This is a genomic window from Streptococcus mitis (assembly GCF_003942775.1).
Lineage (GTDB): Bacteria > Bacillota > Bacilli > Lactobacillales > Streptococcaceae > Streptococcus > Streptococcus mitis_CN.
Genome location: NZ_RJNX01000002.1, coordinates 292744 through 313374, shown reverse-complemented (window position 1 = coordinate 313374; position 20631 = coordinate 292744). Strand labels below are relative to the sequence as shown.

At 41.8% G+C, this 20631-nt stretch carries 16 protein-coding genes and 1 riboswitch; of the genes, 3 read left to right on the top strand and 13 right to left on the bottom strand.

The genetic code is table 11. The features are described 5' to 3' along the window. Positions 1–2 precede the first annotated feature (2 nt). From pheT to D8848_RS04010, 10 genes are all read right to left on the bottom strand, one after another. A complete protein-coding gene (gene pheT, locus D8848_RS04055; RefSeq protein ID WP_125443363.1) occupies positions 3–2408 on the bottom strand; it encodes a phenylalanine--tRNA ligase subunit beta in 2406 nt (801 codons plus the stop codon). A gap of 76 nt (positions 2409–2484) precedes the next feature. Further along, entirely contained in the window at positions 2485–2994 is a 510-nt protein-coding gene (locus tag D8848_RS04050; RefSeq protein ID WP_125443362.1) for a GNAT family N-acetyltransferase, read from the bottom strand. Beyond that, positions 2994–4040, bottom strand: a complete 1047-nt coding sequence (gene pheS, locus D8848_RS04045) for a phenylalanine--tRNA ligase subunit alpha (protein ID WP_125443361.1) — start codon at positions 4038–4040, stop codon at positions 2994–2996. Before pheS ends, D8848_RS04050 begins: the two co-directional genes overlap by 1 nt. A gap of 272 nt (positions 4041–4312) precedes the next feature. Beyond that, positions 4313–4963: a phosphatase PAP2 family protein gene (locus D8848_RS04040; RefSeq protein ID WP_125443360.1), complete on the bottom strand. Its 651-nt coding sequence runs from the start codon at positions 4961–4963 to the stop codon at positions 4313–4315. Next, a complete protein-coding gene (locus D8848_RS04035) occupies positions 4953–5516 on the bottom strand; it encodes an ECF transporter S component (protein ID WP_000185823.1) in 564 nt (187 codons plus the stop codon). The genes D8848_RS04040 and D8848_RS04035 overlap by 11 nt, the downstream gene beginning before the upstream one ends. Before the next feature lie 163 nt (positions 5517–5679). Further along, a riboswitch (FMN riboswitch) is annotated at positions 5680–5898 on the bottom strand. Positions 5899–5957: 59 nt separating this feature from the next. Further along, positions 5958–6461, bottom strand: a complete 504-nt coding sequence (locus D8848_RS04030; RefSeq protein ID WP_000181388.1) for a tRNA (cytidine(34)-2'-O)-methyltransferase — start codon at positions 6459–6461, stop codon at positions 5958–5960. 192 nt (positions 6462–6653) lie between these two features. Next, positions 6654–7484 (bottom strand): energy-coupling factor transporter transmembrane component T family protein, encoded by an 831-nt coding sequence (locus D8848_RS04025; RefSeq protein ID WP_125443359.1) that lies wholly within the window; start codon positions 7482–7484, stop codon positions 6654–6656. Beyond that, positions 7469–9151, bottom strand: coding sequence for an ABC transporter ATP-binding protein (locus D8848_RS04020; protein WP_125443358.1), 1683 nt, complete (start codon positions 9149–9151; stop codon positions 7469–7471). The genes D8848_RS04025 and D8848_RS04020 overlap by 16 nt, the downstream gene beginning before the upstream one ends. A 282-nt stretch (positions 9152–9433) precedes the next feature. Then, a complete protein-coding gene (locus D8848_RS04015; protein WP_125443357.1) occupies positions 9434–9979 on the bottom strand; it encodes an ECF-type riboflavin transporter substrate-binding protein in 546 nt (181 codons plus the stop codon). Between the two features lie 15 nt (positions 9980–9994). Beyond that, positions 9995–10843: an SAM hydrolase/SAM-dependent halogenase family protein gene (locus D8848_RS04010; RefSeq protein WP_125443356.1), complete on the bottom strand. Its 849-nt coding sequence runs from the start codon at positions 10841–10843 to the stop codon at positions 9995–9997. Between the two features lie 187 nt (positions 10844–11030). Between D8848_RS04010 and trkA the strand changes: the two genes are divergently transcribed. Both trkA and D8848_RS04000 read left to right on the top strand, forming a co-directional pair. Next, on the top strand, positions 11031–12380 hold the full coding sequence (gene trkA / locus D8848_RS04005) for a Trk system potassium transporter TrkA (RefSeq protein ID WP_000691701.1): 1350 nt from the start codon (positions 11031–11033) through the stop codon (positions 12378–12380). A 3-nt stretch (positions 12381–12383) separates the two neighbouring features. Beyond that, positions 12384–13823, top strand: coding sequence for a TrkH family potassium uptake protein (locus D8848_RS04000; protein ID WP_125443355.1), 1440 nt, complete (start codon positions 12384–12386; stop codon positions 13821–13823). A 337-nt stretch (positions 13824–14160) separates the two neighbouring features. Here D8848_RS04000 and pflB read toward each other — a convergent pair whose 3' ends face one another. Continuing rightward, positions 14161–16485, bottom strand: coding sequence for a formate C-acetyltransferase (pflB, locus tag D8848_RS03995; RefSeq protein WP_000260631.1), 2325 nt, complete (start codon positions 16483–16485; stop codon positions 14161–14163). Between the two features lie 237 nt (positions 16486–16722). Between pflB and dinB the strand changes: the two genes are divergently transcribed. Then, a complete protein-coding gene (gene dinB, locus D8848_RS03990) occupies positions 16723–17784 on the top strand; it encodes a DNA polymerase IV (protein WP_125443354.1) in 1062 nt (353 codons plus the stop codon). Between the two features lie 32 nt (positions 17785–17816). Here the strand turns inward: dinB and D8848_RS03985 are convergent, their stop codons facing one another. Further along, positions 17817–18662: an undecaprenyl-diphosphate phosphatase gene (locus D8848_RS03985; protein ID WP_033686332.1), complete on the bottom strand. Its 846-nt coding sequence runs from the start codon at positions 18660–18662 to the stop codon at positions 17817–17819. A 60-nt stretch (positions 18663–18722) separates the two neighbouring features. Further along, positions 18723–20612, bottom strand: a complete 1890-nt coding sequence (locus tag D8848_RS03975) for a DUF2207 domain-containing protein (RefSeq protein WP_125443352.1) — start codon at positions 20610–20612, stop codon at positions 18723–18725. Positions 20613–20631: the final 19 nt, after the last annotated feature.

Sequence of the window (20631 nt, the reverse complement as noted above, 5' to 3'; positions counted from 1 at the left end):
CTTTAACGCACTTCTGCATTGACTTTTTCTTCGAGAGACGCTTGGATTTTTTCCATATAGCGTGCGACTTCTTCGTCCGTTAAGCTGTCTTCTGGATTTTGGAAAGTCAAGCTATAAGCCATTGACTTCATACCAAGTCCCAATTTTTCGCCTGAGAAAACGTCAAAGAGTTTGATATCTGTCAAACGTTTCACACCGGCAGCTTGGATAGCGTCCACAACTTCTTGGTGAGTCACTTCTGCCTTAAGGAGAAGGGCAACGTCACGGCTAACTGCTGGGAATTTAGTAATTTCTACAAATGGATTAGCAGGTTGAAGCGCAGTTTCGATAGCTGAAAGGCTGAGCTCAGCCACATACGTTTCTGGAATATCGTAAGCCTTAGCAGTGACTGGATGCACTTGGCCAAGGAAACCAAGAACTTGATCACCGAGTGAAATCATAGCTGTACGACCTGGGTGAAGGCTAGCGATTTCAGATGTTGCCGTATAGGTTACTTGGAGTCCCAAACGAGCAAAGAGGGCTTCAAGGATTCCTTTAGCATAGAAGAAATCAACTGGAACTGCTGCTGTTTGGAAATCTTTTTCAGCAACCAAGCCTGTCAAGGCAAAGGCAAAGCTATTAATCTCATTTGGAAGTTCTTCTTTTGGATTGCCAGTTTGTTCAAAGACTTTTCCGATCTCGTAAAGGGCCAAGTTTTTATTCTTACGAGCTACGTTATAAGCCACCGTATCAAGGATACCAGAAATCATATTTTGACGGAGGACAGAACGATCCACGGTCATTGGCCACATGAGTTCAGTAAGGTTACTTGGTTGAGCCGTAAACTCAACTGCTTTTTCAGGAGTTGTTAGAGCATAGGTGATGATTTCTGTCAAACCTGCTCCTTCAGCAATAGTACGAACTTGACGGCGGAGTTTTTGTGTGGCTGTCAATTCACCAGCTGTACCATCATCTTTTGGAAGGCTGGTTGGCAAGCGGTCATAACCATAGATACGAGCGATTTCTTCAAAGAGGTCTGCCTCGATTGTGATATCCCAACGGCGACGTGGGACGCTGACTGTAAAGCTGTCTGCATTTCCAGAAAGACCAAAGCCAAGACGACGGAAGACATCTTCGACATCAGCATAAGAAAGATCAGTTCCGAGGACACGGTTAACATCAGCAAGAGTTGAAGAAACTTTCACATCAGAGGTATCAAGCTCACCCGCTGAAACGATACCTTTACGCACCGTCGCACCTGCAAGTTCTGCAATCATGCTAGCCGCAGCTTCAAGGGCTTCGTTAACAGTTGCCACATTGATACCTTTTTCAAAGCGAGAAGACGATTCTGAACGAAGGTTCAGGCGACCACTTGTCTTACGGATAGATTTGCCATTGAAAACAGCAGCTTCAAGGACAACACGACTAGATTTTTCAGAGATTTCTGTTGCTTGACCACCCATAACACCTGCAAGAGCTACTGGCTTGTCTGCGACAGTGATAACTAAGTCATTCACGTCCAAGTCACGTTCTTCCCCATCTAGAGTCACTATTTTTTCACCAGCACGCGCTTCACGTACACGGATGTCACTCCCTTCAAAGGTATCCAAGTCAAAGGCATGCATTGGTTGACCAAAGTAGAGAAGGATGTAGTTGGTCACGTCCACTACGTTATTGATGGGACGGATTCCTTCGTTCATGAGAAGGTTTTGCAACCATTGTGGACTTGGTGCGATGGTCACATTGTCCAAGATACGAGCTGCATAGTAAGGCGCCTTGTCTGTCTCAATACCCACAGAAAGAGCATCTGCTGCAGCTTGGTCAGTTTCTGAAAGAGTAAATTCTTTAAAGTTGACTGCCTTATCATAGATAGCTGCTACTTCGTGAGCCACTCCACGCATAGAAAGGGCATCCGCACGGTTAGGTGTAATTGAAAGTTCGATGATTTCATCATCCAAGTCTAGATATGAGAAGACTTCATTCCCAGGAACGGCATTTTCTGGCAAGATTTGGATGCCATCTGCGAATTCCTTAGGTACAACTGAGTCAGAAATTCCCAGTTCACCAAGTGAACAGATCATCCCAAGTGACTCAAGACCGCGGATTTTCCCTTTTTTGATCTTGTAATTGTCAGCGATGCGAGCTCCTGGAAGAGCCACCATAACCTTGATACCAGCACGCACATTTGGGGCACCACAAACGATTTGACGGGCTTCTTCTTCGCCAACGTTAACCTGACAAACATGGAGGTGAGTTTCTGGCACATCTTCGCAAGACAATACCTCACCGACGACAATTTTTGAGAGACCAGCAGCCGGTGATTCGACACCTTCTACCTCGATCCCTGTAGTTGACATTTTTTCAGCCAACTCTTGTGATGGAACATCAATGTCCACCAATTCTTTTAACCATTTATAAGATACAAGCATAATTTAGTTCTCCAGAATGACAGTTGCCACTCTAGTTCTTTTCCTTTCCTATCATTTCAATAGAAGAATCATCTTCTTACCTTAATTTCTTTCTCAGTAACCAATCCGTATCTACTTTTTGACCAACCATAAAATGATGTTGGCTAAATTTTTCAAAACCATATCGATTATAAAATGCTTGAGCTTTTGTATTATGCTCCCAAACACCTAGCCAAGCCCAAGAAAAACTATTTTTGGTAGCAAGTTCAAGAGCGAATTCAAACAGTTGCTTACCGAATCCAAATCCTTGGAATTTTTGTAGCACATAGAGACGTTGAATTTCAAAAGCATCCTCTAATTTTCTCTCAGTCTGAGCACTTCCCCAGTTGACTTTGAGAAAACCAGCTATCTCCTCTTCATGCATAATGAAATAGGTTTCGGATTCTGGATTTTCCAACTCAGTAGACAAAACTCTCAGACTATAAGCCTCTTCAAAGTATTCCTGTAACTGCTCTTCCGTATTATCATGAGCAAATGTTTCACGAAAGGTTTGTTTGGCTATGTTAGCCAACACCTCAACATCTGCCATTTCTACTTTTCTAATCATTATTTAAACTGTTCTGAGAAGCGGACATCTCCTTGGTAGAAGCCACGGATATCGTTGATTCCGTAACGGAGCATGGCTACACGCTCTTGTCCAAGACCAAAGGCAAAGCCAGAGTAAACAGTCGCATCGATACCACTCATTTCAAGGACACGTGGGTGAACCATACCGGCACCCATAATTTCGATCCAACCAGTTTTCTTACATACGTTACAGCCTTCTCCACCACACTTGAAGCAAGAAACATCCACCTCAACAGACGGCTCTGTGAATGGGAAGTAAGATGGACGCAGACGGATCTGACGCTCTTCACCGAACATTTTTTGCACAATCAACTGAAGGGTTCCTTGAAGGTCTGCCATAGAGATATTTTTCCCAACAACCAAGCCTTCAATTTGGTGGAACTGGTGACTGTGGGTCGCATCGTCTGTGTCACGACGGAACACACGCCCTGGTGAGATCATCTTCAAAGGACCTTTAGAGAAATCATGGGCATCCATAGCACGCGCCTGCACTGGAGACGTGTGGGTACGGAGCAAGATTTCTTCAGTGATATAGAAAGTATCCTGCATATCACGAGCTGGGTGGTCTTTTGGAAGGTTCATACGCTCAAAGTTATAGTAGTCTTGCTCCACTTCAAAACCATCCACGACTTGGTAACCCATCCCAATGAAAATATCTTCGATTTCTTCACTAGTTTGTGTCAAAACATGACGGTGACCAGTAGCAACTGGACGACCTGGAAGCGTCACATCGATGCTCTCACTAGCAAGTTGAACCGCGACTTTCTTTTCTTCCAAGAGCTTAGCTGTTTCTTCAAAAGCAGCTGTCAAGACATCGCGCGCTTCATTAACGTGTTTCCCAATGATTGGACGCATCTCAGCAGAAACATCTTTCATCCCTTTGAGGATTTCAGTGAGCGAACCCTTTTTACCAAGGACAGAGACACGCAAATCTTGCATCTCTTTTTCATTTTCAGCAGTAATCTGCTTCAAGCTAGCCAGCGTTTCTTCACGAAGCGCTTTTAATTGTTCTTCAATAGTTGACATAATTCCTCCATCAGTCTCTCGTAGATAAAAAGAAAACCACATGCCAAAAACTCCACTCGGAGCGTTGACACGCGGTACCATCCGTTTTCATCTGACAAGTCAGACCTTCATTTCTAAATCCATGCGCAAGTGAATTCACCCAGCTTTCATATAGAGAGCTTACAGTCACGGCTCTCCTCCCTGATATACTTCCCTTGAGTTACTAGTCTTGCGGATTTCTATTCAATTACTACTTAGTTTATCAGATTTTTACCATTCTTGCAAGACCTATCTCACTTCTGTTTGCCTTTGAATCGCCATTGGAAGCGGAGCTTGTCATAGAAGGGAAACTCTATAAACAGGACTCCCAAACCCACACAGAGACTGGCAAAGACGTCTGATGGATAGTGAACTCCCAGATAGACCCTTGATACCAACACACTGACTAAGTAAAGGCCAAGGACGATTTGTACGATTTTTCTCCAGACTGGATTTCTCATCCGTTGACTGAGAATGACAATCAGAGAACCGACCATCAAGGTTACAGCCAGAGAATGGCCACTTGGAAAGGAAAATCCCTTCTCCTCAACCAAGTGTAAAATAGCTGGTCGTGGGCGCTGGTAGATATTTTTAAAGGTCACGATTAAAAGACCTGCCAAAGCCAGATTTCCCAGCATGAAGAAACTTTCTATCTTCCATCTTTTACGATAAAAGACAAAGGCTGCGATGGCAACCCAGGTGATAATCACTGGGATATCAATCAGGCGTGTAATGGCTCGGAAGAGAGTAGTCAAATAATCTGGCAAGTCTCCTCGAACGGTTGTCTGTATCGGTTGGTCAAAACCGACCAGCGTTTCAGGGTAAAATTTGACCATGTAGCCAAGAATAACGAAAAGTAAAAGGGCAAAACTGCCCTTCATTAAAAATGTTTGTTTATCTTTCATAGTGTTTTAAGGTTGGTTTCAAAAGGACGTACAACAACCAGAATGAAACGGAAAAGATTACACCCTCAATCAAGTTAAAAGGTAATACCATGGTCATTAGGTAGTTGGAAAGTCCCAAAATTTTTCCAATATCAAAGTTAGCAAACTTAGCGTACAAAGGAACAGCATAAACATAGTTGAGAACCAACATAGCCACGGTTAAACCAATAGTTCCAGCTAGAGAGCCTAGTAGGAAACGAAGGGTTGTCCGTTCCTTTTTCCAAATCAAAGCAAATACGATGACAAAAACTCCTAAAGCTACGATATTCATTGGCAAGCCAATGTAAGTATTCACTCCCTGGCTGTTAAGAAGCAATTTCAATAGTGAGCGAAGCAAGAGAATTCCTAGAGCAGCAGGCAAATCCATGACCACCAGACCCACAAGGACTGGCAAGATACTAAATTCGATCTTGAGGAAGGACGCCGCTGGCAAAAGCGGAAAGTCAAAGTACATCAGCACAAATGAGATGGCTGATAAAATCGCAATGGTCGAAAGTCGACGTGTGTTTGTCATAACAGGTTCCTCCAATTTTCTATAAAATCAGAAGAAGTTAGAAAGGATTCCTCTATCTATTCTCACTTTTTATATCCCAAAAGTCCCCTCTCACTCTATTAAGGAAATTCAAGCAAGCGGTTACAGTTTAGCTATAAATCTATCAGAACAGACAAAGCTATTCTTTCGTCTTCTCCCATCCAGACTATACTGTCGGTTGTGGAATCTCACCACATCAGCTTGCGCTCGCGGACTTATTTGGCTAAGATATTTTAGATTTATCTAGGCGTCGCAGTCGAAGATAATACTTAAAGTATATCGAGACAAGACAACGACGAGAAAGCTAAAATAGCTAGTCAAATTTACCGCCGGTCGGGAATTTCACCCTGCCCTGAAGACTCTTTTATCATAACAAAAAACGCTTGCAAGCGCAAGCATTTTGTTCATTTTCATTTTCATTTTTTATTTCAATTTATCCACTTCATAGGTATGAACAAGCTCAAGACCTGCAAAGTTCTGCTGGCGAAGAGCCTCATAGACAATCATGCAGACGGTATTAGACACATTGAGACTGCGGACATGTTCATCATTCATAGGAATACGGAGAGCTTTCTCAGGATGTTCTCGCATAAAGTCCTCCGGCAAGCCCTTGTCTTCACGTCCAAAAAGAAAATAATGGTCTTCGTCAGTCGATAAATCCACCTCAGAATAGACTTTTTCTGCGAATTTAGAAATCAGATAGAGTTTGCCCTTCATCTGAGACATGAAATCCTCCAAACTCTCGTAAAAATAAATCTCTAGTTTATCCCAATAATCCAATCCAGCTCGCTTCATCTTGCGGTCGTCAATAGGAAAGCCCATTGGCTTGATGATGTGGAGGGGAGAATTGGTCGCAGCGCAAGTACGCGCGATATTGCCTGTATTTTGTGGAATTTGAGGCTCAAATAATACAATGTGATTTGTCATGACTTGCTTCCTTTCACCATTGCAAAAAAATAGCCACACTGCCCGGAGTCAAGCTCAGCAAACAGCGTGGTTAAGGCATCGTTAACTTACCTCACAACAGGTTTGAAGTAAATCAGCGAAACTACTTTCTTAGTATAACACTTTCAGAATCATTGTCAATAGAAACGACTTGATTTTTTTGATTTTTTCAAGCTATTTCCAAGGGTTGTAAAATCGTCCCTGATTCTGCAAGATAAGTAACAAACTAGCTACTAAAAACAAGGCTGCCAAGAGCAAGGTAAGATAGTCTCCTTTTTTCAAGGTCTGATAACTATACCAAGTGCGTTTTTTCTCTTTCCCAAAGCGTCGAAGCTCCATAGCTGTAGCGATGGTATCAATGCGTTCTAACGAGCTAAAAATCAAGGGAGTAATAATGCGCAGATTGCCTTTGATTCGTTGCATAAGAGAAGCTTTCTTAGATAATTCCATCCCACGCGCCTCCTGAGACATCTTGATAGTAAAGAATTCTTCCTGCAAATCTGGAATATAGCGCAAGGTCAGACTGACAGAATAGGCAATCTTATAGGGCACACCAATTTGATTTAAACTGGAAGCAAACTGACTAGGGTGGGTTGTCATCAAAAAGATAATAGCCAGAGGAATAGTGCAAAGGTACTTAATAGCCAAATTTAGCAGGTAAAAGAGCTCTTGGCTGGTCAGAGTGTAGGCACCGATTCCCTGCCAAATCACACTTCTCTCTCCATAAAGTCCAACCCCATACTCGGGAGAAAAGAGATAGACCATCAAAACGTTTAAAACGGCAAATACCGTCGCAAAAACGGCTACAAAGGAAACATCTTTAAAACGGATTTCTGACAAATAGAGGAGAAAGACCGAAAAAGCAGCAATCAGAACAAGCAGTCTGGTATCATAGCTAATCATGGCAGCCAATGACACGAGAATGAAAAAGAGGAGTTTCCCAGCACCTGACAAGCGATGAATCACAGTATCTCTATGCTGGTAACCGATTAATTTAGCTTGCATTCTTCTCTCCTTTCTTTGTAAAATGCCGTTAAAGCAAGCGGATCCACATCTAGTTTCTTAGCCAAGTTGAAGATAGAAGTTTCTTTGAGATTGGCTTTTACTAACAGCTCAGGATTGCTCAACAGACTAGCTGGATCGGTATCGGCAATCAGTTCCCCATCCACCATGACAAGGGCCCGGTCTGAATAATCCAGCATCAATTGCATATCATGGGTAATCATGACAATGGTATGCCCTTTTTGATGCAACTCTTCGAGAAATTCCATAATCTCAGTATAGTTCTTCTGGTCTTGACCCGCTGTCGGTTCATCTAAGAGGATAATTTCAGCTCCTAAGACCAAAATCGATGCAATAGTCACACGTTTTTTCTGACCAAATGACAGGGCAGAAATAGGCCAATTACGGAATTCATAGAGACCACAGATTTTCAAAGTTTCATAGACTCTCGTTTCAATTTCCTGCTCGTCCACACCTCGCAAACGAAGTCCCAGAGCCACCTCATCAAAAATCATATTGGTTGAAATCATTTGATTGGGATTTTGCAGCACATAGCCTACTCGTTCCGCCCGTTCTGCTACCGAATCTCCTTTTATATCCTGCTCTTCCCAAAGATAGCGACCTTCAGTCTGAATAAAGCTACTTAAGGCCTTGGCTAGGGTTGATTTCCCTGCTCCATTTTTTCCGACAATGGCAATCTTTTCACCCTTTTTAATATCCAGATAAATGGATTTTAAAATCGGTCTATCATCATAAGAAAAAGACAGATCCTCTAATTTAAAGAGTGACTGCAATTCTGGGGTTTCTTTTACCAGTTCATTCTGCAACTGAACCTGACCTTTTGAGATAGACAAGTTATCCAGATCTGCTAATTGTTCTTCCTTGGCCAAATCCACACCTAATTGACGGAGAGTGGTTAGATAAAGGGGTTCTCGGATTCCATTTTGGGTCAATAAATCAGTCTCCAGTAGCTGGTCAGGGCACCCATTAAAGAGAATACGACCATCGTTTATCAAGACAATCCGATCGACAGGGCGATGCAAAACATCCTCCAAACGGTGCTCGATAATAAGAGTCGTCGTTCCTTCTTCCTTATGAATCTGGTCAATCAATTCGATAATATCCTGACCTGACTTGGGATCCAGGTTGGCGAGTGGCTCATCAAACAAAAGAATCGGACTCTCATCAATCAAAACACCAGCTAGACTGACTCGCTGCTTTTGTCCACCTGACAAATCCTGGGGACGCTGAGACAGTAAAGAAAGAAGGTCCAGCTTTTCAGCCCATTTATGAACACGACTTTTCATCTCCTCTAAAGCTGTTACATCATTTTCCAGAGCAAAAGCCAAATCCTCTGCCACAGACAGGCCGATAAACTGCCCATCTGTATCCTGCAAAACTGTGCTGACCAGATGAGACTTATCATAGATGCTCATATCAAAGGCTGCTTGCCCCTTAATCAAAAATTCTCCAGACGTCTGACCCTTGTAAATATTGGGAATAATCCCATTCAAACACTGACCCAAGGTAGACTTGCCTGACCCAGATGGCCCAACAATTAAGACTTTCTCTCCCTTATAAATAGTCAAGTCCACCCCTTGCAAGGTCGGTTCTTGTTGTGTTTCATACTGGAAAGAGAAATCCTTCCACTCAATTATAGCTTCTTTCATCTTACTCTCTTCATTCGCTTCTTCTACTCAATGAAAATCAAAGAGCAAACCAAAAAGCTAGCCGTAGGTTGCTCAAAACACTGTTTTGAGGTTGCAGATAGAGCTGACGCGGTTTGAATTAGATTTTCGCAGAGTATTAGACTTCTATTTTATCATAAATCAAGCCCTTCTTGCAGACTCTTCTCTTAAAAACTTAGCGCCAACAAGATTCCTAGCCTAAATTGCTTACCCGACTAGCCTATAAACAGCAAAAAGACTGGTTCCCCAGCCTTTTTCCTTATATTAATCCTTTTTCAAACTTCCTGAACGAGTCTGCGTACGTGAATAAGCTAGCAAGAGAAGGGTCCCTGCGATAGCTACAGTTACAGCATTAGCAATTCCCGCAACAATCCCTTGGGCAAATACTTTTTCTGCCGCTTCTTGATAAATCACCACATCTCCAAGTGGTGCCAAGACACCCCAAACAAGGGCATTTGCAACAATCTGAATGAGGTTAAAGAGGACAATATCCTTCAACTCAAAAACACCCTGTGTTACTCGAATGTATTTTCTAAAGAGTCCGACGGCTAGACCAAAGAGACCACTAGCAATAATCCAAGTCCACCAAAGGCCGTAGCCAGCAAGAGAGTCCTTCACTGCATGACCAATTAAACCAACAAGTAATCCCACTAGAGGGCCAAAAATGATAGACAAGAGGCTCTGTACCGCATACTGAAGCTGGATGCTTGTATTTGGAACAGGTGTCGGAATGCTGATCATCCCGATGACAACAAAGAGCGCAGCTCCAACACCGATAGCAACAACTTGTTTAATTGATTGATTTTTCATCTATATTCTCCTATTTTATGATTCTATTTTCTTTATTTCAATGGTCCAAGATGAACCGACACCCACATTATAGGCCTTGGCAAAGGAACCTTGGTTGATAGCCAGACCTAAACGATAGAGAGAGTTGATGTAAAGGATGGGTTGCCCAATTCTCACATCTGCAAATGATTTGCCATAAACAACCTGATTTTGATAGACCAGCATATCTGCATGATAGATAGTCACCTCAAAACGGTCACCGAATGCTGGTTCCAGCTTGTAAAATTCTTCTCGCGTGATAGAGGTCCAAAGCGAACCAAAACGTACATCCAGAATATCAATAGCTCCCTTCACCAAATGGTCTTCAACGATGGTCTCTACGACTGGAAGCTCCACAATCTGATCCACACTGAGCTCTGGCCCCACTTCCTCAAAAGTAATGTGACCACTGGCCAGTTTAGCACCAGTATAGGCATAGACATCACGACCGTGGAAGGTATAAGAATGCTCTGTGTTTTGACGTCTATTGGCCACTTCAGAAATTTCACGAATAGCTACAATGCCAACGTGTTTCTTGATAAAAGAAAGCGTCCCATTATCTGGTGTGACAATGTATTGATTTTTTGCAGTCTTGGCAACCACACTCTTACGTTTCGAGCCGACACCTGGATCGACCACCGATACAAATGTCGTTCCCTCAGGCCAGTAATCCACCGTCTGAAAGAGACGGTAACTCCCCTCAAAAATATTATAAGGCGTGATATCGTGCGTCAAGTGATGAATTTTTAAGGTTGGAGATTCTTCTAAAGCCACTCCAATCATAGCCGATACCGCACCATCAACCAGACCAAAGTCTGATTGTAATACCAGTAAATTATTATTCATTTTATCTCCTTGTGTATCCTTTATCATACCATATTTTCTAAAAAGTCGCTAATAGCTATTTCAATTGGTTAGGGTATAGTTTTACCTTATAGCAAAATTTCACTAAAAGCTCTTGTTATTAGCTAGTAGGTGCATTTTTTCTTGAAAAAAGGTATGATAGTTACATAATGAAGAAGTAGGTTTTATTATGAAAATTATCCTTGTCGGAGGGGGAAAAGTTGGTTCTGCCCTCTGTCGCTCCTTGGTTGCAGAAAAACATGATGTTTTGCTGATTGAGCAAGACGAAGCCGTCCTCAATCATATTGTCAATCGCTTTGATATCATGGGGATTCTTGGTAACGGGGCCGATTTCACCATCCTTGAGCAAGCCAGTGTTCAGGATTGCGATATCTTTATCGCCTTGACTGAATACGATGAAGTAAACATGATTGCAGCCGTTCTAGCCAAAAAAATGGGGGCTAAAGAAACCATCGTTCGGGTGCGAAATCCTGAATACTCTAACTCTTATTTCAAAGAAAAGAATATTCTCGGCTTTTCTCTTATCGTAAATCCTGAGCTCTTGGCTGCCCGCGCTATCGCAAATATCATTGACTTTCCCAACGCCCTATCTGTCGAACGTTTCTTTGGTGGACGGGTCAGCTTGATGGAATTCACTGTTAAATCCTCCAGTGGTCTTTGCCAAATGCCCATTTCTGATTTTCGGAAAAAATTCGGCAATGTCATTGTCTGTGCGATAGAGAGGGATCATCAAATTATCATCCCAAGTGGTGACATGACCATACAGGATAAAGATAGAATCTTTGTCACTGGTAACCGTGTTGATATGATGCTCTTCCATAATTATTTTAAATCTCGTGCCGTGAAAAGCCTTCTCATCGTCGGGGCTGGGAGAATTGCCTATTATCTACTAGGTATCCTCAAAGACAGTCGTATCGATACCAAGGTTATTGAAATCAATCCTGAAATCGCTAGCTTCTTTAGCGAAAAATTTCCAAATCTCTATATCGTTCAAGGAGATGGTACCGCAAAAGATATCCTGCTGGAAGAAAGTGCTCAAAACTATGATGCCGTTGCGACTCTAACAGGGGTCGATGAGGAAAATCTGATTACCTCTATGTTCCTTGACAGGGTAGGTGTACAAAAAAATATCACCAAGGTCAATCGTACCAGTCTCCTCGAGATTATCAATGCGCCTGATTTTTCAAGTATCATCACACCTAAAAGCATCGCTGTAGATACAATCATGCACTTTATTCGTGGTCGTGTTAATGCCCAGTATTCAGACCTTCAAGCCATGCACCATCTAGCCAATGGCCAAATCGAAACCCTGCAATTCCATATCAAGGAAGCTAATAAGATGACTGCCAAACCTCTTTCTCAACTCAAACTGAAAAAAGGGGTTCTTATTGCAGCTATCATTCGAAAAGGCAAGACTATTTTCCCTACTGGGGAGGATATGCTGGAAGTTGGAGACAAGCTCCTAGTAACAACTTTGTTGCCAAACATCACCAAGATTTATGACTTGATCGCGAGGTAAGAAATGAATAAAAGTATGATTCGCTACCTCCTTTCAAAATTACTTTTGATCGAAGCTGTTCTTCTTTTAGTTCCTGTGTCTGTCGCTGTCTATTACCGTGAATCGAGTCAAGTCTTTACGGCCCTCTTTTCAACAATAGGGATTCTCGTATTACTAGGCGGTTCAGGAATTTTACAAAAGCCAAAAAACCAACGGATTTATGCCAAGGAGGGAATCTTGATTGTGGCCCTCTGTTGGATCCTTTGGTCCTTCTTTGGAGGTCTCCCCTTTGTTTTTGCTGGGCAAATTCCCAGCGTTATCGATGCCTTTTTTGAAATCAGTTCTGGCTTTACAACAACTGGAGCAACCATTCTGAACGACGTTTCGGTTCTCAGTCGTTCCCTCCTCTTCTGGCGAAGTTTTACCCACTTGATTGGAGGGATGGGAGTGCTTGTTTTTGCACTTGCTATTATGGACAATGCCAAGAATAGTCACCTAGAAGTGATGAAGGCTGAGGTTCCTGGCCCTGTTTTTGGCAAGGTTGTATCCAAACTAAAAAACACTGCCCAGATTCTCTATCTCCTTTATCTAGCTCTCTTCTCCCTCTTTGTCATCATCTATTATCTGGCTGGCATGCCCCTATTTGATAGTTTTGTCATTGCCATGGGGACAGCGGGAACTGGGGGCTTTACCGTCTATAACGATGGAATTGCCCACTATGGTAGCTCACTAATTACCTATCTGGTTAGTATTGGAGTTTTGGTTTTTGGGGTAAATTTCAATCTCTACTACTACCTCATGCTCCGTCGCGTCAAGGCCTTCTTTGGTGACGAAGAACTTCGAGCTTACTTGGTCATCGTGCTGGTTTCTACAGGCTTGATTAGCCTTAATACCCTCTATCTCTACCCAGGATTTTCCAAGAGTTTTGAAATGGCCTTCTTCCAGGTTTCCAATATCATTACAACGACTGGTTTTGGTTACGGAGATATTACCAACTGGCCCCTCTTCTCCCAGTTTATCCTTCTCTTCCTCATGGGAATCGGTGGTTCTGCTGGTTCAACCGCAGGTGGACTCAAGGTTATTCGAGGCCTTATCCTTTCAAAAATTGCCAAAAATCAAATTTTGTCAATCCTATCGCCCCACCGTGTTTTGACCCTCCATGTTAATAAAACGGTGATTGACAAAGATACCCAGCATAAAATTCTCAAATACTTTGTCATCTATTCTATGATTTTGCTAGCGCTTATCTTTATTGTCAGCTTAGATAGCAATGATTTTCTGGTTGTGACTAGCGCTGTCTTTAGCTGTTTCAATAATATCGGACCTATTCTAGGAACCACTTCTAGCTTCTCAATCTTTAGTCCTATCTCAAAAATTCTTCTATCCTTTGCAATGATTGCAGGACGCTTAGAGATATACCCAATCCTACTTCTCTTTATGAAGAGAACTTGGTCTAAGAGATAAAACACAACCACACCTTGTATCTAACAAAGTGTGGTGTTTTTATTTTCATACTCTTCGAAAATAAAATTCAAACCACGTCAGCTTCGCCTTGCCGTAGAAATATGTAACTGACTTCGTCAGTCTTATCTACAACCTCAAAGCAGTGCTTTGAGCAACCTGCGGCTAGCTTCCTAGTTTGCTCTTTGATTTTCATTGAGTATCAAATACCTCCCGCAACTCAACAAGTATCTTTGAATCTCGGTCAGACATTTCAGTACCTGACTCAAGGAATGTAAGAGCCCAAAAACAACCCTCAGTCGTTTGACCGAGGGTTTCTTTTCATTATTCAAGAACTTGATTAGCTCAATGCATCCAAGGCATCATCCATTGAAAGAACTTCGTGGAAGACACGTTGTGTCAATTCAGTTTTTTGTTCTGGAGTGAGGTATTTAGTGTTTACACAGTATCCAGAGATACGTACGATAACATCTTCACCAGACATAATCTTTTCGTAAACATCGTTCAAGTCCATAACGTTCAAGTTAACGTGTTGTCCACCGTTTTCGAAGTAACCATCAAGGATTGTTACCAAGTTATCAACTTGTTCATCACGAGTCTTACCAAGAGCACGTGGAGAAACCTGAGTAGTCAATGAGATACCATCAGCTGCATAACTAAAGTCAAGGCTAGAAAGTGAGTTCAAGTTTTGCAACCATCCACCTTTAGCTTTATTAGATGGGTTAGCACCTGGTGAGAAGAATTCAAGTTTAGACAAGTTCACAGAACCATCTTCGTTGAGGTATACACCTTTGTGAACTGGTGAGTTACCAGTTTGTTTAGAGTAAGCAACGTTAGATGTGATTGTCAAAAGTGAAACTGTAGCTTCTGCATCTTTGTAAAGTTTGTGGCTACGTAGACGAGTTGTGTAAGCTTCAATCAACCATTCTGCCAATTCGTTTGAACGTGGGTCATCTTCACCCCAACGTGGGTATTCACCGATTGTTTCGTAATCGTAGATGTAGCCATTTTCGTCACGGATTGGTTTAACTGTAGCGTATTTGATAGCTGACAATGTATCAACAGTGTTAGCAAATCCACAGATACCAAATCCCATGTTAGCACGTTGTTTAGTTGGCAAGAAGGCCATTTGAACAGCTTCGTAGTTGTACTTATCAGTCATGTAGTGGATGATGTTCAAAGCATCTACATAAGTGTCAGTCAACCAGTCAAGAGATTTTTCAAAGTTAGCTTTAACTGATTCAAATTCAAGAACTTCGTCACGGATTGGTTCGATGTCAAATACTTTGTAGTCTTTGTGAACATCGTCGTAACCACCGTTCAAACCAGTAAGAAGAGCTTTCAATACGTTTACACGAGCACCGAAGTACTGGATGTTGTGGCGTTGTTCTTCATTTTCTGGGTCAAGTGGAGACACACAGCATGAGATACAGCTCATTTCACCATATCCGTCTTTAGCCATTGTTGTTACACCTTCGTATTGGATAGAAGAGTGTTTGTGGCTCATGTGCATACAGTAGCGACGGAAGTTGTATGGCAATTTGTCAGTCCAAAGAACTGTCAAGTTTGGTTCTGGTGAGTTACCGATGTTGTCAAGAGTGTTCAAGAAACGGTAGTCCATCTTAGTAACACGGTGACGACCGTCGTTACCCATACCAGCCATAGAAGTTGTGATGAATGTTGGGTCACCTGAGTACAATTGGTCGTAAGCTTTTGTACGAGCAAATTTAACTGTACGAAGTTTCATAACGAAATCATCAACGAATTCTTGGATTTCTGATTCAGTAAATGTACCACGAGCAAGGTCACGTTCTGCAAAGATGTCCAATACGATTGGCACACGTCCTAGAGATGTAGCAGCACCGTTGATAACACGGCAGACAGACATAAAGGCGATGTTAACCCATTGGATCGCTTCTTTAACGTTCATCGCTGGTTTGCGAACGTCAACTCCGTAAAGGTCACCCAAGCGAACAACTTGTTGCAATGCTTGGTATTGAAGATTGATTTCTTCACGAAGACGGATTGTTTCTTCATCGATTTCTTCGATTGCATTCCAGTCGTTTACTTTTTCTTGCATCAAGTAGTCTGCACCGTAAAGAGCAAGACGTGCGTAAACACCGATGATACGTCCGCGTGAGTATGCATCTGGAAGACCAGTTACAGTGTGAGCGTGACGAGCGCGACGGATGTTTGAAGTGTAAGCACGGAAGATACCGTCGTTAACTGTTGTTACGTATTTTGTAAAGATTTCGTGAACAGCTGGATCTGGTTCGTATCCATTTTCTTTCAAAGTAGTTTCAGCCATACGGATACCACCTTTTGGCATGAAGTTCAATTTGAAGAGTTCGTCATTTTGGATACCAAAGATAACTTCATTTTCTTTATCGATAAATCCTGCTGGAATGTCAGCAATAGATGTTGGACGAGTGTCCATTGGGAAACGAGTTTCTTCGTAGTGAGCCTTAGTTTCTTCTACAATTTTTTTGATGTGAAGTGAACGTTCTGTTGGTCCTGCAAGGAAGCTTTCGTCTCCATCGTAAGGTGTGTAGTTAGCTTGTACGAAGCGTGATACACTTGCTTTTTCTTTCCAATCTACGCCTTTGAAGCCTTCCCAAGCTTTATCAAAAATATCTTGTGCTTCAACAACTGTCTTAACAACCATGTTAATGTCCTCTTTTTTCTTTCTAGTAACAGTCATCTGTTACATTCATGAGACAAGTATACCATACAGTAACCGATTTCAACAAGCGAAAAATCCCTGTTTTTACACTTTCTTTTCTAAAACAGTCTATATTTTGCCCCAAACTGTATTATATTTTTGAAAAAATAAAGTCCTTTTTTCTTTTTTTCAGAAAAAAGGGTATAATAAAAGAAAATAAGTAGTAAAAAGGTGCTAGGTATGTTGATTTTTCCTTTGTTAAATGATTTGTCAAGAAAAATCATCCATATTGACATGGACGCCTTTTTTGCTGCGGTAGAAATCAGGGATAATCCTAAACTCAGAGGAAAACCTGTCATTATCGGCAGTGACCCTCGGCAAACAGGTGGACGTGGTGTCGTTTCCACTTGTAGCTATGAGGCACGAGCTTTTGGTGTCCATTCAGCCATGAGTTCCAAGGAAGCTTATGAGCGTTGCCCCCAGGCCGTCTTTATCTCAGGGAATTATGAAAAATACAAATCTGTGGGACTCCAAATTCGAACTATCTTTAAGCGCTATACAGATTTGATTGAACCTATGAGTATTGACGAAGCCTATTTGGATGTAACAGAAAATAAACTCGGCATCAAGTCAGCCGTCAAAATTGCTCGTCTCATTCAAGAGGATATCTGGCAAGAACTTCATCTAACTGCTTCTGCCGGTGTTTCTTACAACAAATTCTTAGCTAAAATGGCGAGTGATTATCAAAAACCACATGGTTTAACAGTGATTTTACCTGAACAAGCTGAAGATTTTCTCAAACAAATGGATATTTCCAAGTTTCATGGAGTAGGAAAAAAGACGGTAGAACGTCTGAATCAAATGGGTGTTTTTACTGGCGCAGACCTACTTGAAGTTCCTGAAGTGACTCTGATAGACCGCTTTGGCAGACTGGGCTATGACCTGTATCGAAAGGCTCGTGGCATTCACAACTCTCCAGTCAAATCCAATCGCATCCGTAAGTCAATCGGCAAGGAGAAAACCTATGGAAAGATTCTCCGTGCCGAGGAAGACATCAAAAAAGAACTGACTCTCCTATCAGAAAGAGTCGCTCTCAATCTCAATCAGCAAGACAAAGCTGGAAAAATTGTCATTTTGAAAATCCGCTACAAGGACTTTTCAACTCTTACTAAACGAAAAAGTCTGACTCAAAAAACACAGGATGCTAGTCAGATAAGCCAAATAGCCCTGCAACTCTATGAAGAATTAAGCGAGAAAGAAAGAGGTGTCCGCCTGTTGGGGATTACCGTGACTGGATTTTAAAACCTTGAAGAGCTAACTCTTCAAGGTTTTTCTTATACAAATAAACGGACAAAGCTATAAAGTAGCAAGATACTACCAAGCACGATACGGTATTTACCGAAAAGGGTGAAGTCGTGTTTTTTCACATAGCTGGTCAAGAAACGAATAGCGACCATGCTGACTGCGAAAGCTACTCCCATGGCAACCAAGAGCAAGAACAATTGCCCGAAGTCCAAGAGCTGTCCTGCTTTTATAAATTTGAAAATCTTTAATGCGCTAGCTCCAAACATAACTGGAATTCCAAGATAGAAGGTAAATTCTGTCACAACAGAACGACTAGTTCCATTCAACAAACCACCGACAATCGTTGCTCCTGAACGGCTAGTCCCTGGTAAAAGAGCAAGAACTTGGAAGAGTCCGATATAGAAGGCTGTCGTATAAGGAAGCTTGTCCAACTCTGTTACACTTGGTTCAATAGCACGAGCTTTATTTCTCTTTTCCAAATAGATAAAGGCAATCCCATAAATAATCAACATGAGAGCAACTGAAACCATATTATGGAAGTGAGTATCAAACCAATCATCAAACTTAAATACTGCAAGCAAAGGTAAAGTGGCAACCAAGACCTTCAACCACAGTCTCCAAGTCTTACGAACTTCCTGCTTGTCCTTAGTCGGTTTGAAAGGATTGAGCTTGTTAAAGTAAATGACCATAACCGCTAAAATCGCACCAAGCTGAATCACAACATTAAACATGGACATAAAAGATTCATTCTGATTTTGGTATTGGATAAACTCCTCTGCTAAAATCAAGTGACCTGTACTGGAAATCGGCAACCATTCCGTAATTCCTTCAACAATACCGAAGAAGATAGATTTTAAAATTTCAATAAGATACATAGATTACTCCTTTTTCTATCTTCCATTATAGCATATTTTTTCAGCCAGTGATAGCTCTCTTTAAAAGGCGCCGATACTGCCGCCACCTCCGCCTCCAGAGAAGCCTCCGCCAGAACTTCCACTTCCAGAAGATACGGAGTAGGTACTTGCTGTATTTGCGACATTTGCATAATGGCTCATTTGCGCGCTTGAATGATAAAACATACTGTGCCAGCCATAAGCTACATAGAGGTTGATATCTGGATTTTCCACTTGAATATGATGAACCTTCATCAAATGACTGACCTTGTCTGCATAGCCAAATAAGGTCGCATAGACCAAGAGGCGATTCCAGACCACAATACTTTCCAATTCAGCCTGATCCAATCGTGCAATCTCACGCAACATATTTTCAAAACTGGTCCAGAGATAGTAGACTTCTGCTCCTGCTTCATTTAGGACACCATCACGATTATCTAGCCGAAGCTTCCAATAATAGAAAACAGCCAAAACCAAACCTAGAAAACCAAGTATAGGCAAGGGGAGGAAAAGATAGCCATAAACATCCAAACTGTACAAGAACAAACCAAATCCGATAAATAGGGGTAGGATAGTAGAGAGTCCCATCCCCACTTGCAAGGCCTTTTCTCCACCAGTCAAGGGACGATAATAATCCGGAAGCCCCCAGAAAGAAACTCGATTTTTCACCCCTTCTTGCATCTCTTTCAATACTTCTTCAAAAGAAGATTTGAGTTGAAGCCCTCTTGCTTGAATCCGTTTTTCATCAGAGACTTTTGCTCCACGATAAAGACTATCAGATACCTTGTAGTCCGCAAACAAATTGGAAAGAGTTTCTTCTTTTTTGCCTGAAAAGGCCAGATTTAGACAGTCTTTCTCAAAGCTTGACAAACCATCTTCTTTTACTAGCCTCAAACCAACTGCATCTCCTTCTGAAATGATAGAGACATTTCCACGGTCTATCACATCTAGCAAGGTAGCTTGAATAAGTTGATCAAAGGTGAATTTTCCAGCTCCCTTGACCAAGGGACTCACTTCCTCCAAGGAGGTCGAGTAAACCGCCTCTGATAAAACCATAGGCTCTAATTCCATTGGTGGTTCATAGAGACGATGATTTTTGGCATATTTGACTGAAGAAGTGGTCTTTCTTCTATAAATAAAATAGAAGCAGACACTCAATAACAAGGATATGGAAAGTATGGAAGGGAAGACCCAAGTAACAAGTTGTTTACTTTGCTCTTTTTCTTTAACAATCGAGTCTTCTATCTTATTAAATTCTTCTAAACGATTTCCTTTCAATCCCTGATCCCTAGCGCTAGCAAAATTAGTTCGAGGCCAGTAGGCATGCAATTCAACTCCACGCTTAGGCGGGAGATTGTCTAAACGGATAGTATAATCAAGGTTACTCTTTTCAATCGTTCCCTCTCTAAAAAGTTTCCCTGTATGGAAAAAGAGTTTTTCAGCCCCCTTGTCTCCCCTTACATGAAATTCAAACTTTCCAATAGTTCCTGAACTATCTGTCAGAGGTTGCCAATTTAATTCAGCGATGTCATCATATAGAAAAAGCAAATTTTTTAAATTCCATGTGAGGTCAACTTCAACTATGTCACCCTCCTGACCTGAATTGTAGACTTTCACAGTATAACCATTCGCCTCTTCTGTCACTTCGCTAGTAACGTCTGTCAGTTCAGCACCGTTTTTCGCAGCCTGAACCTTTGGATGAGGATCAATGTCAAATCCACTAGGCATCTTACCTGCACGTCCAAGTCCCACGATTTGGCCCTTAAAGTCCTCCTCAAACTGATAAACTATCTTTTGTCTAAATTCTGCCGTATTGTCTGCATGAATATACAAATCTCCTTGATAAGAGTTTATCTTGAAATCAATGGCAAAAACAGAGAGTGGAAGAAGGCAAAACAAGCCTAACACCAGTAAGAAAAAAGTTTTTTTCATCAACTAATCCCCCTTTTTA

Excerpts from the sequence above, each read along its gene's own strand:
- D8848_RS04050 (WP_125443362.1), bottom strand. The coding sequence starts at position 2,994 with ATGATTAGAAAAGTAGAAATGGCAGATGTTGAGGTGTTGGCTAACATA.
- D8848_RS04020 (WP_125443358.1), bottom strand. The coding sequence starts at position 9,151 with ATGAAAGAAGCTATAATTGAGTGGAAGGATTTCTCTTTCCAGTATGAA.
- D8848_RS04010 (WP_125443356.1), bottom strand. The coding sequence starts at position 10,843 with ATGAATAATAATTTACTGGTATTACAATCAGACTTTGGTCTGGTTGAT.
- pflB (WP_000260631.1), bottom strand. The coding sequence starts at position 16,485 with ATGGTTGTTAAGACAGTTGTTGAAGCACAAGATATTTTTGATAAAGCT.
- D8848_RS04000 (WP_125443355.1), top strand. The coding sequence starts at position 12,384 with ATGAATAAAAGTATGATTCGCTACCTCCTTTCAAAATTACTTTTGATC.
- D8848_RS03975 (WP_125443352.1), bottom strand. The coding sequence starts at position 20,612 with ATGAAAAAAACTTTTTTCTTACTGGTGTTAGGCTTGTTTTGCCTTCTT.
- D8848_RS04025 (WP_125443359.1), bottom strand. The coding sequence starts at position 7,484 with ATGCAAGCTAAATTAATCGGTTACCAGCATAGAGATACTGTGATTCAT.
- trkA (WP_000691701.1), top strand. The coding sequence starts at position 11,031 with ATGAAAATTATCCTTGTCGGAGGGGGAAAAGTTGGTTCTGCCCTCTGT.
- pheT (WP_125443363.1), bottom strand. The coding sequence starts at position 2,408 with ATGCTTGTATCTTATAAATGGTTAAAAGAATTGGTGGACATTGATGTT.
- pheS (WP_125443361.1), bottom strand. The coding sequence starts at position 4,040 with ATGTCAACTATTGAAGAACAATTAAAAGCGCTTCGTGAAGAAACGCTG.
- dinB (WP_125443354.1), top strand. The coding sequence starts at position 16,723 with ATGTTGATTTTTCCTTTGTTAAATGATTTGTCAAGAAAAATCATCCAT.
- D8848_RS03985 (WP_033686332.1), bottom strand. The coding sequence starts at position 18,662 with ATGTATCTTATTGAAATTTTAAAATCTATCTTCTTCGGTATTGTTGAA.
- D8848_RS04030 (WP_000181388.1), bottom strand. The coding sequence starts at position 6,461 with ATGACAAATCACATTGTATTATTTGAGCCTCAAATTCCACAAAATACA.
- D8848_RS04015 (WP_125443357.1), bottom strand. The coding sequence starts at position 9,979 with ATGAAAAATCAATCAATTAAACAAGTTGTTGCTATCGGTGTTGGAGCT.
- D8848_RS04035 (WP_000185823.1), bottom strand. The coding sequence starts at position 5,516 with ATGACAAACACACGTCGACTTTCGACCATTGCGATTTTATCAGCCATC.
- D8848_RS04040 (WP_125443360.1), bottom strand. The coding sequence starts at position 4,963 with ATGAAAGATAAACAAACATTTTTAATGAAGGGCAGTTTTGCCCTTTTA.